Origin of the sequence: uncultured Veillonella sp. (assembly GCF_900545205.1) — a bacterium.
In the GTDB taxonomy this organism is placed as follows: Bacteria; Bacillota; Negativicutes; order Veillonellales; family Veillonellaceae; genus Veillonella.
This window is the reverse complement of the sequence record NZ_UQYC01000051.1, coordinates 1-14,449: the sequence shown is the minus strand read 5'-3', so window position 1 is coordinate 14,449 and position 14,449 is coordinate 1. Positions and strand designations below refer to the sequence as shown.

Sequence of the window (14,449 nt, the reverse complement as noted above, 5' to 3'; positions counted from 1 at the left end):
AAGACCCTTATAGGGTCAGAGCAAACCACCCGTTCTACGGGTGGTTATGATTATACTTTCCTCTGTATAGTCGTATTGGAATTACAACTGTATAAAATGTAGTAAATATGGGGGCTTTCACCAATATATGAGTAAAAAGTAAACCATTAAATAAGTATATTTTATGCGTAAAAATTTTAACATAATCAAAAGTCATGTTAATAATATGAAAATAAGTTTAAATTTGTTTTAAATTTATGATATAATAGTCTCCATAGAATGTTGGAGGTGAGAGTATATGAATTTTGTGGGACGTGCTGAAATTATTGAGAGTATCCAGTCCCGTATTGCGATGAATCAAATGAGTTTGTGTGTTGTGTATGGTCCGCATCGCAGTGGCAAATCCTATGTGGCTTCCCAGCTTGTGCGTCGTCATAAGGCGTTATACTTGGCGGGTCGCATGGCTAATGAAGCAATCCATGTAGCCGATATGAATCGAGCTCTTGAGGCACGTTTTGTTCCTGCTGATGGGCAGGATAAATTCGAATCGATCACTAGCTTGCAAGAGGCCTTTGAGGGTCTATTTGAAAGCAGTGTAAAAACGCCTCAGACTGTGGTGATTGATGATTACCCTTCCTTGGTGGAGGCTGTACCTCAGTTCCCTATACACTTGCGCGATTTGTTAGATACTTATAAAGAAACGAGCCGTTTGAACATCATCTTGATGGCGAATGGGTTAGAACAGCTCGATGGCCGCATCATTGGCGATCGCAGCTTGATTGGTCCTTATGTGTCGGAATATTTCGAGGTGAAACCGTTCTCCTTGGTGGACATGAAATCCTTGGGCCTTCACTATGCCAAGGATGATTTGCGTACTGTGTTCGCCGTAACAGGTGGTTTGCCTGCTTATGTGCAGTACTTTGACAATGGTGAAAGCATCGATACGAATATCATTAATTTGTTCTTCTCCGTATCGGGCGCCCTCTTTGAAGAAACGCAGCATATCTTACATCGAGATATGAAAAATATCACCGGTGCTAATGCGATTCTATCTGGCCTTGCTACACTAGAGAGACCATACTATGTGGAGTTGTTGCAAGCTAGCCAAATTAAAAGTGGCACCTTTACATCTCGCTTAAACGACTTGATGGCCATGGGCCTCGTAGGTCGTATCCAAGCGAATAGCCGTGGACCAGCGAAATACGCTGACTACCACTTCACAAATAGCATGTTCCATTTCTGGTACCGCTATGTGTATAAATACTGGGGTGACATCGTTCGTGGCAATGGTGCAGACGTGTACCAAACCTACGTAAAACCACAACTCAAAGATTTTGTGGAAGCCTCCTGTATTGCAATGTAATCAGACAATTTAAAATACGATTACCTGTACAGTTACTTGTAACATCAGAATACGTTACTCCTAACGTGTATATCAGTAATCGTAACTTACGTACTATTACCCAATGGTAGTACTAATTCCTCTAAAAGAGACACCATATTCCTCTGTGGTGTCTTTTTTGTATTATTTTCAGCAATTATCTATCTAGGTGTGTAGTTATGTCTTTTAATGGATAGAAATTAATGTTACATTGTGACAGAATATGTAGGAATTCTCAGAAATTGCCAATTTGTCAAAATCCCCATTCCGCGTTATTGTGTAGATAAGCGCTATGCCATGGCAGGAAAGGGGATTTATGTTATACACAAACGAAGAACCGTTAGTACAACGAACCTGTATTAAAACTGCAAGCTTACAATCTGAGGAGATATCTTCAAAGGGAACATTTTCCAAAGAAGTACTATCTAAGAGACCTTCTTCTAATGAACTAGAATCTGAAACGATACCGCCTAAGGAACCAGAGTACAAGGTGCCGGAGGAGTTGAAATTACAGACTCTTATCTGCGGGCATCAGGTCTTAACATCCTTATCAGATAAGAGCCTCGTGTCGATTTGTCAAAATCCGAATATGCGAATTCAGACGGTTGGGTACCAGCCGTGGTCCGCTGATGAGCTGCGCCATGATGCGGCTCAAATCGAGCTCTGTCGCAGGTATCGGCCACTCATCTTACATTATACGAATAAGACGGGGAACCGCGAGTTTCGTGAAGACCTAGAGAGCTATCTGTGGGCCATCCTATTGGAATCGATTTATAGCTTTGATTTGAAAGGTTCCGTGCCGTTCCCTGGCTTTGTGAAAGCTGGTGTTAGATATGGTTACATGCGGTATTGGAAGCGGGAGCGGTTGCGTAATCATCGTGAGATTCATATACCAGACCGCATCACCGATGATGGCGAGGTAGCGGTTGGCATGGATATCTTCTCATCTGGAGAGAATATAGCAGACATGATCATGACGGCCGATGAGGAACAACGACTACGGGCTCGCCTCGTATGGGCTCTTGGCAGACTATCGCCAGATCAACAAGACCTATTGCGTCGCGTGTACGGTGATTGTAAAAGCCTCGTATCTGTCAGCGAAGAGCTGAACTGTAGCCGCCAAGCTATCCAACGGCGCCATGAACGAGCCCTGCGGAAGCTGCGTAGATACTTGACGACAGACTTTAAGAAACTACGAGTACACTAATATGAATGCAATAAGCCTATACATTCATTAGAGATATATATGTTTTAGAGATGTCCACGTATTAGAGTTAGGTGTTAATTAGAGTTATGTACTAATTAGCGTTATACATGTATGAGACTCTTAGCACTCTGAAGCGATTAGAATGTGTAATGTAAACATATGAGTATTAGTCTATTAGAGTCTAGTTCGTAATGATATGTGTTAATATAATTTAATTTCTTATTTATATTCTAATTTCTGCATAATTACGTTAATAGCGATTAACAGATATACATAAAATATGCAATTCTCAATGTAAATGAGAAAATAATGACATATATAGGTATATATTACTTTTACAAGATCATAAAGTCTTTAATTTTACATAAATTTCTATAGTTTTGTGTATATATTTACAAATTATACAGTGTGATATACAATTAAACCAACAGCAGATTAAAGCATGCGAATCTGCTTTCACAGAACACGTGTTCATTGTATTGTTGAAAGGAATGTTCCTAAGTTGAGGGGAGAGAATTCCTATGATGACATGTAATGAAGTACCAGTAGCGGTGGCCACTTGGCTATCTAAGGGAGAGAATTTGGATTTGATCTATACGAATCCGAAGAATCATATTGTTTGTTTTATTCCTACCTATGAACCTGGCGGCGGGGATAGCACGATGTGCTATTTCGTAGACGGTCGTCAAGAATTGGTACATCTGCCAATTCGTACCATCCTGCGTGAGCTGGCCTTACAAGAAGGGTTGAGGCCAAATTACATTATGACCAGCGACGGTCGGCGCAGCAGCTATACGGCGCCTAAGACCTATGGGCCACATCTGACCTTTGGTCATATCAAATGTCGGCGCCCTATCGGCAAGGACGTGGTGTACGGACTCTTTAATGTGGCGATACCATATCAGTACATCGTCACTGATGGCCCTGATCCAGATACGAGCTACATTCACGTGGGCGACTTTAAACCTATCTTGGTGTACCAAGCCCCACACCATGTGAAGCATAAGCTGAACGAAGCCATGCTAGAACACTGCAACTACGTGCGCAAAATGCTAGCCCGCATCAAACTCAGCCAAAACCCACAAGTTGTGGCCGAACTATTTATTGCCTGGAGAGACCTAACAAGATAAGACCTTAGGGGGAGAGATGAACTAGTAGGGGGAGATAAAGTAATAGGGGAGAGACAGAGAGGAGGAACTATAGGGAGAAAATAACATACGGGAGACATAATAATATGTTTATAGCTATTTTATTGCTATTAAGTATATGTATGTAAGTATATGTATGTAAGTATATGTAAGGTAATAAAAAGACGCTCTTTTAAGGAGCGTCTTTTTGGTTAGAGATGAATAAATAGTGAAAATTAAGTAAATTTAATCATTGAAATAAAAATAAGCTAGACTTATAATTGGAGTATATTGTGAAGTTTTAGGTTATTATTGGTTTTTGTATGTTTATGTTAGTTAGACCATACTCTAAGAGGTTGTATGGCTAAGGGATTACTATGAATTCAGGGGGAGTAATCATGAATAAGAAGTTGTTAGTATTAGCTGGGATTATGTCTGTGTTGAGCATTAATGTGATGGCAGAAGCAGATATGAGAACAACTGTAGGTGGTCTTAATAATATTACGGTAGATGAAACTGAAAATGAGCATGGACAGAAGAATTATACTGTTGGACTGAGCGAAGATGTTCAAGGTCTTCGCTCCATTGAGGTTGCAGATGATCCAGCGGGAAGAGATAAATATGTTGAAATAAATGGTAATGAACTCAAGGTATCTCATACTGATGGCATCAAATATTCTAGCTTAACCTTAGATGGGTTAGTTGTTGAAAGCAATACCGATCAGATTAATAGAACCACGTATGGCCCTAATGGCATTGTGATTGAAAAAGCCGATGGGGATAATAATGCTGATACTATCATTTCTTTAACAGATAACGGCCTCAATAACGGTAATCATAAGATTGTGAATGTGTCCAAGGGTGAGGTTTCCAAAACATCTACAGATGTTATTAATGGCAGCCAGTTGCATGAGGTGAAAACGCAGGTCGATAATAATACGAATCGTATTTCTACACTCGAAAATAATACGGTGAATATTGGGGACAAGGTGCTCAACAACGCCAAGTCCTATACGGATCGTCAGGTCTCCAAGGTGGGCGCTGCCTCTGCGGCATTGGCGGGGCTTCATTATTTGGACTATAATCCAAACGATAAATGGTCCTTTGCGACCAGTGTAGGCCATTATAAGAACTCTAATGCGGGCGCTATTGGTGCTTCTTATCAGCCGAATGAAAACTCCATGATTCATGCTGGTGTTACCCTTGGTGGTGAAAGCATGTTTAACATCGGTGCTTCTTTCAAGGTAGGCGAACAAGATCCAACACTCAAAACAAGTCGCTTTGAAATGGCAAAACAAATCAAAGACCTACAAGCCGACAATGCATCACTGCGTGCAGATAACGAAGAACTACGGGCTGAAGTAAACGAAATTAAAGCAGCGTTGAAAAAATTGCAATAAGCATACATAGGCACGTTCTCGCGGATATAGTATACTTATACTAATGAGAGAACGTGTCTATTATTGTTTGAGAGGTGTTGTATGAAATTAAAAAGTACATTGTTGAGCTTAGCTGTAGTATTAGCCTTTACCATGCCTGTTGATGCAGCGCAATATACTGTTCCTGAAGGACAACCGCCTGTACCAGGGGCTGATGCTAGTATTCCAGATAATGCATATCAGAACTATCGTTACGATAAGACTCGCAATATTACTACTGCTGATCACATTAAAAAAATGGAAGAGTATAATAAGCGGATTGATGGAGAGGTTCTTGAGAAGAAAGGTACTGCAGAGCAGGCAGAGCAATTAAAAAAAGCCTATGCAAAGTATTTGGAGTTAATTACCCATGAGTCTACTGTAATTTTATTGCACGAAGGTGATTATAAGGCTAAAGTGACATTGCCTATTTCAGTGGTAGAAAGTTATTTTGAGGACTTGGATAAAAAGGGTAAAGGCTCGTATGTTTTTGATCGTTATGCTATTGCGGGGCTGTTAGGTGCTAATGAACGAGTTGAAGATTCAGGATTTAATAAAAAGGCTCAACGGCAAGGGGAATTTATGTATCCAGGCCTTAGTAAAGGCTATTGGGGAATAAGAGAGCAATATGCGAATGGAAATCTACCTGTAATGTATGCTGCCGTTACTTTCGATAAATACCCAAATCAGACGTATATGGCATTTTTAGGCAACAAGAATCAGCCCGTTACAAAAAAGTTAGAATCTACAATGGCTAATTTTGTAATTCCTTCTATTCAACCATTAGAGAATTTAGATAATACTAGTGATACTATTACATGGGACAATCTGACTTATCGACTACCTAAAGGAATGACTTTAGATATTGAGGATAAAAGTGATGATTTTCAAGGTCGCGTGTATGTTGGGGCTGGGATGAAACTCGTTGTTGCGCGAAGTTCTTTAGTTGATAAAGGGGAGCCTATACAACTATATACACAGACTGTTTTCAATCACTTTTTCTATAAAAAGAATCCAACATTACTGAAAGATATACCTCTTCAAGTAGCTTTAGTATGGAATAATGGTGTTCCTTCTTATCTCCTAGATCAATATAATCCAGGAAAGAAGTCTCGTATTTATCAGTTAATAAAAGATGATAAGTATGAATATTATATGTTCCTTACCTATGAAGATGGTAACAATAAGTATAGCCATATTGAACTACGCAATATAATGGAATATTTAGATTTTGGAAATGCCAAGCAACTAAGACAAGCTAGGAATAAAAGACTAAAGAAATAAGAAAAAGACCGTACTTTTAGGTACGGTCTTTACTGTATTTATCTATATATTTCTATTATTCGTTCCTTATTGTATCGTATATTAGTTCGTTCTATAATAGAGTTAGGATAGTTGGACGAGGTTGGGCCTCTCTTCGTTTTTGAAGGGAGGGTTGCTTATGAGTGGTTATAAAATCATTATGATTATCCTTGGGATTTTATCAGTCATGATATCCTTTGGAGCACTTGTGGCGCTTATTTGTCTAGAAATAGCAAAATAGCCCTTCGTTTCTTCGGAAATTAGATAAAACGAAAAGGCCATTTCTACATATTATTAAGTTTGTGAGATGAGCCTGACGTCACTACTCGTCTGACTATCTATCTATATTATAGTAAGGTTATGATATATCGTCAAATTGTGATGAATGTGTGTATGGCACATAATTTAAGGATATCGTTATAAAATAAGAAAAACTCCTATTGGTGTAACCGATAGGAGTTTTTTCTTAGAGAACTCTTTTAGAACGTTCTCTTACATTATTCTTTTAAGTTATTCTTTTAAATCATCAGGTATAGCCGGTGGAGCCGGTGGTTTACCCATGGATCTTTCAATGAACACCACAGCCACAAAGACGATGAGACTGACGATGGAACCAAAGATGATGGACATAATGCCGTATGGGTTGCCCACGAATTCCCAGTACACGCCTGCGATAGAGCCGAGCACGATGGACCAAATGCCAGCGCCAGCTGTTGCATTTTTCCAGGTGAGGCCTAGTAGGAAGGCAGCGAATGGGCCCGCAGATCTCATGGTGAAAGCAAATACGAGCATTGGAATGATGGCTTTGCTTACGAGAGAGATAACGATGGCGATAATGCCGAGGAATAGCACGCATAGACGGCTATATCTTGTGAGCTGAGCATCTGTAAGGCTTTTACCAAAATGATGTTCCACAATATCCTTGGTAAATACAGTTGCGGCGCCTAAGAGATCGCCTGCGCCTGATGAAAGCGTCGCTGATACGACAGCGGCCATAACGAAGCCTGCCATAATCGGAGGCATGAGGTTAAGTGCTACTGTTGCCACTGCATTATTGGCTTCAATGTTCGGGAATTCAGCCAATGCTACGAGGCCCAATACGGCAGGAACAAAGGCGAATAGAGCCATAATAATACCACAGATGATAGAACCGAGAACAGCGGTTCTTTCATTCTTGGCTGCGAAGTACCGTTGAACTGATTCTTGCCCTGTGGAGAAGGTCATGAAGTACATGATAATAAGGCCGATGATGGTTTTCCAACCAACCTTTGTGAAGCCCAGCTGTTCAGGTGGTAATTTAGACACTACTGTTTCCCAGCCGCCCACATTGTGTAATACAAATGGCACAGCGAGGGTAAAGCCTCCAACGAGAACGAAGAAGTGGATAACGTCTGTCATTGTTACGCTCCACATGCCGCCGGACATGGTGTAAATTACGAGTACCGCGCCGCAGATGAGGATAGCTAGCTCTGTTGAAAGTCCAGTAAGAACGCTAATAATGGTTGCTGTTGCAGTAATCTGTACGCCTGCCAAGGTAATGGTTGCGAGCATAGAAAGAATCGACGTAATGAGATGGCTAGATCCACCAAAGCGACGACCGATGATCTCCGGTACGGTCGTTGCCATGGCACGTCGTAACAGTGGTGCGATGAAAGCAACGAGAATAACCCCAATCCCTGCAGAGACTACGTACCAACCTGCAGATAAACCCCAAGAACCATATGCTTTCGCGGCTACACCAACGGTACTCCCGCCACCGATCTCTGTAGCAGCTAACGTGCCTGCCGTCATAAGAATCCCAATACGACGACCTGCGAGTAGATAGTCAGTACTATCTTTTACACGAATATGACAATACACGCCGACCAATAAATTCAGTAATAAATAGGCACAAACAATGACCCATATAATAGTTAAAGCGTCCATATGCCACCTCCTAAACTACAAACTAGTTAGAGACATATACTAAATCACCCTTACCTACTTGTGGTGCGTATGCAAGTATAACTCTATTATCCTTAAAAACTGGGGAAATTACAAAGAGGAGTTTCTTGGGGAGTTGGAGAATGTATATATATTAGGAACTAAAAAAAGCCCGTCATGACGGGCTTTTTTTTATGCATTTATCTGTATATCTCTATTATTCGTTCCTTATTGTATCGTATATTAGTTCGTTCTATAATAGACTTAGGATAGTTAGACGAGGTTGAGCCTCTCTTCGTTTTTGAAGGGAGGGATAAGTCTATGAGTGATTATGAAATAATCATGCTCCTCTTACAAGTACTGGCTATTGTCATTGCTTTTGGAGCCTTAGTAGCCCTTATTTGCCTTACAAAAAGCAAATAGCCCTCCGTTACCGCATGGTAGCTAAGTAAACAGAAAGGCCATTTCCTAAGTATTTTGATTTTCGAGATGCGCCTGACGTTTCGACTCGTCTGACTATCTACTTATATTATAGGGATAAAGATATATATCGTCAAATGGTGATAAACCTTATAAATATCAATTAAAAGTACATTCTATATACTAAATTATAAATTTATTAATCATAGGCACAGGCTTGTTTGCATAGTATACTTATGCTAATAAGGTTGTGCTTATTTTATTGAGAGATAAGATTCATTTTTTGAGAGAGGTTTTTATGATTCAACGTATTTTGATGCTAGCCCTTGTGTTGCTAGCTTTCACCATGCCTACAGAGGCAATTACATATCAAGAGTTGAAGACGTCACCACAGTTTAAGTTGGTTCATACTCGATCTATGAATGGTTCTATGGAGAGTGGTGGCTTGTATATCTATTTGAACACGTATTCTATTGAGGCCCTTCGCTATGCACCGCCACAGTATTCTTTGCGCGGGACCTACTATGTTGTGATGGATACGTCTTATCAATCTACCATTGACGAGCGACAGCTCACTGTGGATTATGATACTAACTATTCGTTAGCGACCCTTATTCATTCGTCTCGTATAATGAATCCGAGTCCGTCTATGATGGCTTTGATTGAGGCTAGTGAAAGTAAGTCTGGTTTGGCTATGACAGAGGTAGATGTGGCGAAGTATACCTTTGATGGGGCGACGAAGCCAATGCATTATGTGAATGATACGCGTAAGTTCCCACTTAATCGTAATAACACTATTATGTATGATATAGCGGATGCTATGTTTATGTCCGTGTATCAGCAGCATTTTGACGATATTGTGGTGCAGTGAGGTGGACGATGAAACGCATATATTTACTTTCACTATGGTTATTAGCCTGCCTCGTATTGCCTATGAAAGGTCAAGCCGTATCACAAGCTGAGTTATTAAACTCAGAGCGATTTGAGCACATCGATTCGAGTGCTGACTCTGGACGAGGGGATGGAAAATATTTGGACCTTTCATCTGTTAAGTCTGTAACGGCACCGAATGGTCATCGTCGTATTGAAGCCAGCATTTATGTTTCCATGCCTGCTGCTAATATGATTCAAGGACTTTCAGTACAATACGATTACCAAATGGATCGTTCTTTGCGCCATTTGATTAATGCTCATGATAACAGTTTAAAACAAGGTGATAAGACGCCATATATCTCTATTTGGCGTGCAAAACAAGAAAACTCAGGTATCACTGGAACCGTTAATGATGGCGGTACCTATTACAATAATGGACAAATTCGCCAACAACGTGTGTATGCAGAAAACCTAAAAGCTATGATTCTACCTGCTGAATTTGGTGACGAAAAATATAAATTGCCTAATTTGATGTATAAAAAAGCATATGGCATTCCCTATGATGATGAGCCATAAGGTAAGATTAATTAAATTGCAATAAATCAATATATTTCTTTGTGGGGAATTCTATATGATTATCGAAATTAAAAAGAAGCATATTATTGTAACCACCATTTGTATAATAATAGGTATTGTAATTGGTGTTGGGGGAGTATTCTTAATACAGCAGATCAAAGATAATGGGCAGAGCACTAAAGAAGTTACTAGTACTACTCAAGTATCTACAAATGAAATAAGTCGAGACGAAAATGTAACTTCTAATTTACCAGATAAAAAAGACGGTGATTTAGCATTTTATAAAAATGGAAGATATGGGTTTTCTGTGCGGTATCCAATTAATTGGGTTAAAGGGACACCTCCAGCTAATAGTGATGGTTTAGTTATATCCCCACAAGATGGGACTATAGAAATGCGCATATTTGGTTCTAATAATGTAGTAAATAAAACAGTATATAATGAGTATAATCGTGCTTTATCGAATGCTTATGAATCTGGTATTCCAGGGTTTCATATGGTTAGCGATGATTGGTATGTTGTAACATATACAGATGGTACATTTATTTATTATATAAAAGGATTTGTTGGAAACGGCTCTATAAATACTTTAAGAATAAAATATTTGCAATCTATGAAAGATCAATATCAATCTACGATACAACAGTTAGAGGGAAGCTTTAATCATGGAAATCTTGAAATAGTGCATTGATTATAGAGTAAAACACCAGTATTCTCAATGAATATTGGTGTTTTCTTTTAGACTCGTATATATTATTAAATTAATTCACTTTAGTTATATACAGTAAATATTTAATAGTTATATATTTAGGTGATTAGATAAAAATTTGAGGAAGGGATATACGATGCAGAGGAAATTTTGGAAAAATAGATTTTGGTGTTGGGTTAGAAATAAGTCGGAAGAGAACTTTTCTAATAAACCTATTTGTCTAGACGGAGAATGGAGATTAAGTTTAGTTGAAGAGTATATTAAATTATATGAATCTTTAGGTTATGGAGGGTATAAGTTTGATATGGAATTATCAGAAATTCGTGCTAGGATGGAAGTATATAAAAAGATGGACTTTCTTTTTATTGCAAGTGCATTGACTGCATTAGTTATTAATGTAATGCAATCTGGTGTTATTAATGACTTAAATTATAATAGAATAATGTTATATTTAGCTGTTAGTTCAGCAGTTCTGCTTATTATTTTATCTATTAAGTTAGCTTTTAATGCTAAATCAGATAAGAAATGGTGGTTTAGGCCGTATTTTATATGTGTGCTAGTCTATGCAGGTCTAGTTTTTTGTTTTGATTTATGGAATATTTCTGCTTTAGGGTGTTTGTTTATAATAATTTTTACGCTTCTCACTTCTTATATTAATTATAAGTCTACTGAATATAGAGCAAGATTGGTGGCTTTAAATTATATAAAAACAAAACATGATATTAAATAGACTAGAATATTTAGCTATATATAGTAAAAAGACACCATTATTATGAATATAATGGTGTCTTTTATGTTTAGTTAATATGCACTTTTATAGAAATTTGATGCAAAGTTTCCATGGAATTTTAAGTTATAGGCAAGATAAAATGCCATTTCTCCCGCTGGCCTTACGATGCCAGTATCTGACCAAGGGCCATTTGGACGTAAGTGTCTCCAATTATTATTTAGGTCTTTATCTATAAACATATCTTTTGTGTTCCAATTATATAGGAAGCGCATTGTAGTTACTTTAGATATGGAACGGTTGCCACGTTCGTAATTATTTACAGTAATAACATTTACTGCAATTATATATTGTGGTGGAGCATATTTTTGGACTACTAATGAACTACGATCAATATACCATGCGGAGCTCATATGACCATCGACTAAGATGAAGTTGGGATCACCATTTAAATGATCAGCATAGATTCCACCTGCAATAGCCGAATTACTTAAGAAAATAGAGAAAATCAATGTCATTAAAAGCAATAATTTTTTCATGGCGAACCTCCCTATTATATACGCCAGTTTTACATTTGTTTTTATTATGGCATATAAAAACAAAAAAGCTCTAAATAATAAAACAATATTTCATAATAAATTCATAAATTTAAGTCGGATAATATCCTTAACTATAAAATTATTAATTATAGGCACAGTCTTGTTTGCATAGTATACTTATGCTAATAAGGTTGTGCTTATTTTGTTGTAATGTGAGAGAAGAAAAAGAGAGGGCTTATGTTACGTAAAAGTATAATCATGATGGCATTAGCGACTGCTTTCACCATGAATGTCAACGCTGTACAGATTGAAGTGCCAAAGTGGCAACCACCCGTTCCAGGTGCGGATGGGAGTATCCCTGCCAATGCTTACGAAAATTATTCCCATATTAATGAAAATGCCCAAAAAGAAGCTGAAGCCTTTAGAGTGGAAGTACAGAGCTTGGAGGAGGAGCCGAAAGCAGATAACTATAAGATTTTTAAGGAAAAACCAGATATTGTTAAGCCTTATAAGCTAGCAGAATTCTCACAATCTACTGTTATCTTACTTCATGAAGGAAAGAATAATATCCGTTTATCTGTACCAAATATTAGCTTGCGTGGAGACACGGTTGAATCTAAATCAAGTGATGGTCCTTTATTTGTGGTTCGTGGTTTTACAAGTATTTTGATGGTGGGGCCACCACATGGTAAAGAATTTAGTAAACGTATGCACAATGAAGGTATCTATACATATCCAGGCTTAGAAAATGCATCTTGGAAAATCCTTAAAGCCAAGACACATGTAATGTATACAGAGTTTACGCCTAAGAACACGAACACTACCTATGGTATTACGTATCTTGGTGGCGGGGATGTGAATGATCCATACCAAGATAAATTTGCTGAAGTGGTAATGAGTAATTATATTATTCCATCTATTGAGCCCTTATCTGGGTTAGATAATTATAGCCATGTTAAGCATTGGGACAATTTTAGCTATCGTATTCCTAAAAAGGCTAAGCTTGTGAGCGAAGCATTGGAAGATAATAAATATGAGGTTCGTACTTATGAAGCCTCAGGAATTAAGATCCGTGTGTTACGCTTTCAAATAGACCCTAATGTTGTTGATAAAAGTTTGGCAAAAAAACAAATTTTTGCATTTTTGAATAAATATGGTGACCTTGAGGCGCCTACACAGTATGCAACAGTTTGGAATAATGGTCTTCCAGGATTTCTAGTTGATCGCTATAAATCTAATGGGGAATCCTATTTACGCCATTTTACAAAGGATTCTGAATATTATTATAGTTATCGCATTGATTATGATGAAAGCAAATCTTCGTATAAGCATAAACAATTGCGCGATATGGTTGAGTATGTAGATTTTGATAATGTTGAAAGTTTACGAAAGGCACCTCAATGGCGTATAAGTAATAGCCATAAAAAGAAGCTTGATGCGGATCCAATCTTTAATCCGTGGTATATGGAATGGATTAAAATATTAACTCAATAAGAAATTTTGTTTTTAAGTTTCATGATATTAGCTAGGAGAGTGCCAATGAGTAAACTCAAATATATCAAAACTATATTAGTGCTTTTGCTTAAGGCTTATCTTGTCTATTTATGGATTAACTTTGTAGAGACATTTGCTCAGCTACTCTATAATATCTATGTATTGAAAGTATATTCATTGGAGCATTTTGGTCTATTTCTATTCTTTCTCTTTGGTAATATATGCTGTATTCTGTGGCTCGTTTTATGGTGTAAGCGATTACCGCCAGCTTTTAACAAGCCCAAAATATATTATAAGACTAAAGAATGGATACGATCTAAGAAAGAAGATGCACCTATCTATAAAGTCCTATTTGGTAGTTTATTGCTTTTGTTAAAGCTATATTTTGTAGTGTATATCTTAATTACAGCTTCCATTATTTTAAGTATTCCATTGGTAAACCTTTAGTATTCTTTCAAACGTTAAATAAACTAAAAGCCGAGCTTTTATTCCTTAGAATTAGCTCGGCTTTTATTAGTTTATTCGTATATTTATATAATATAATGATTGTTGTATCGTATATTAATGCATCATATAATAGGATTAGGATAGTTATACGAGGTTGGGGAAATAAAATAGCCCTTCGTTATCTTAGATGATTCGATAACTGAAAGGCCATTTCTCAAGCTTTTTTGTTTTCAGAGATGAGCCTGACGGTACGACTCGTCTGACTATCTACCTATATTATAGGGGTAAAGATTTATATCGTCAAATTGAGATAAACTGGAGGTTCTT

General features: G+C 37.8%; 12 protein-coding genes. 10 read left to right on the top strand and 2 right to left on the bottom strand.

All coding sequences use genetic code 11. The features are described from left to right. Nucleotides 1-277 precede the first annotated feature (277 nt). The 5 genes from QZR70_RS06400 to QZR70_RS06380 all read left to right on the top strand — a co-directional run bounded on the left by QZR70_RS06400 (nt 278) and on the right by QZR70_RS06380 (nt 6,396). Nucleotides 278-1,342 carry an ATP-binding protein gene (locus tag QZR70_RS06400; RefSeq protein ID WP_295793910.1) on the top strand — a complete coding sequence of 355 codons (1,065 nt, stop codon included), beginning with the start codon at nt 278-280 and terminating at the stop codon, nt 1,340-1,342. A gap of 334 nt (nt 1,343-1,676) precedes the next feature. Next, complete coding sequence (locus QZR70_RS06395; RefSeq protein WP_295793908.1) at nt 1,677-2,567, top strand: sigma-70 family RNA polymerase sigma factor; 891 nt, start codon at nt 1,677-1,679, stop codon at nt 2,565-2,567. A gap of 521 nt (nt 2,568-3,088) precedes the next feature. After that, nucleotides 3,089-3,697 carry a hypothetical protein gene (locus QZR70_RS06390; RefSeq protein ID WP_039968834.1) on the top strand — a complete coding sequence of 203 codons (609 nt, stop codon included), beginning with the start codon at nt 3,089-3,091 and terminating at the stop codon, nt 3,695-3,697. Between the two features lie 395 nt (nt 3,698-4,092). Then, nucleotides 4,093-5,094: a YadA-like family protein gene (locus QZR70_RS06385; RefSeq protein ID WP_295793904.1), complete on the top strand. Its 1,002-nt coding sequence runs from the start codon at nt 4,093-4,095 to the stop codon at nt 5,092-5,094. 81 nt (nt 5,095-5,175) lie between these two features. Beyond that, the gene (locus QZR70_RS06380) at nt 5,176-6,396 is read left to right on the top strand and encodes a hypothetical protein (protein WP_295793902.1); all 1,221 of its coding nucleotides are present in this window, start codon (nt 5,176-5,178) and stop codon (nt 6,394-6,396) included. Between the two features lie 528 nt (nt 6,397-6,924). Here the strand turns inward: QZR70_RS06380 and QZR70_RS06375 are convergent. After that, nucleotides 6,925-8,340 (bottom strand): sodium:solute symporter, encoded by a 1,416-nt coding sequence (locus tag QZR70_RS06375; RefSeq protein ID WP_295793900.1) that lies wholly within the window; start codon nt 8,338-8,340, stop codon nt 6,925-6,927. 715 nt (nt 8,341-9,055) lie between these two features. On the opposite strand from QZR70_RS06375, the gene QZR70_RS06370 reads away from it, so the two are divergent. From QZR70_RS06370 to QZR70_RS06355, 4 genes are all read left to right on the top strand, one after another. Further along, nucleotides 9,056-9,628: a hypothetical protein gene (locus QZR70_RS06370; protein ID WP_295793898.1), complete on the top strand. Its 573-nt coding sequence runs from the start codon at nt 9,056-9,058 to the stop codon at nt 9,626-9,628. Nucleotides 9,629-9,636: 8 nt separating this feature from the next. Further along, nucleotides 9,637-10,206, top strand: coding sequence for a hypothetical protein (locus QZR70_RS06365; RefSeq protein WP_295793896.1), 570 nt, complete (start codon nt 9,637-9,639; stop codon nt 10,204-10,206). A gap of 55 nt (nt 10,207-10,261) precedes the next feature. Then, nucleotides 10,262-10,897, top strand: coding sequence for a hypothetical protein (locus QZR70_RS06360; protein WP_295793894.1), 636 nt, complete (start codon nt 10,262-10,264; stop codon nt 10,895-10,897). A gap of 154 nt (nt 10,898-11,051) precedes the next feature. Then, nucleotides 11,052-11,645: a hypothetical protein gene (locus QZR70_RS06355; RefSeq protein WP_295793891.1), complete on the top strand. Its 594-nt coding sequence runs from the start codon at nt 11,052-11,054 to the stop codon at nt 11,643-11,645. A 71-nt stretch (nt 11,646-11,716) separates the two neighbouring features. Here QZR70_RS06355 and QZR70_RS06350 read toward each other — a convergent pair whose 3' ends face one another. Beyond that, a complete protein-coding gene (locus QZR70_RS06350; protein ID WP_295793890.1) occupies nt 11,717-12,181 on the bottom strand; it encodes a hypothetical protein in 465 nt (154 codons plus the stop codon). A gap of 237 nt (nt 12,182-12,418) precedes the next feature. Between QZR70_RS06350 and QZR70_RS06345 the strand changes: the two genes are divergently transcribed. Next, entirely contained in the window at nt 12,419-13,675 is a 1,257-nt protein-coding gene (locus tag QZR70_RS06345; RefSeq protein ID WP_295793887.1) for a hypothetical protein, read from the top strand. Nucleotides 13,676-14,449: the final 774 nt, after the last annotated feature.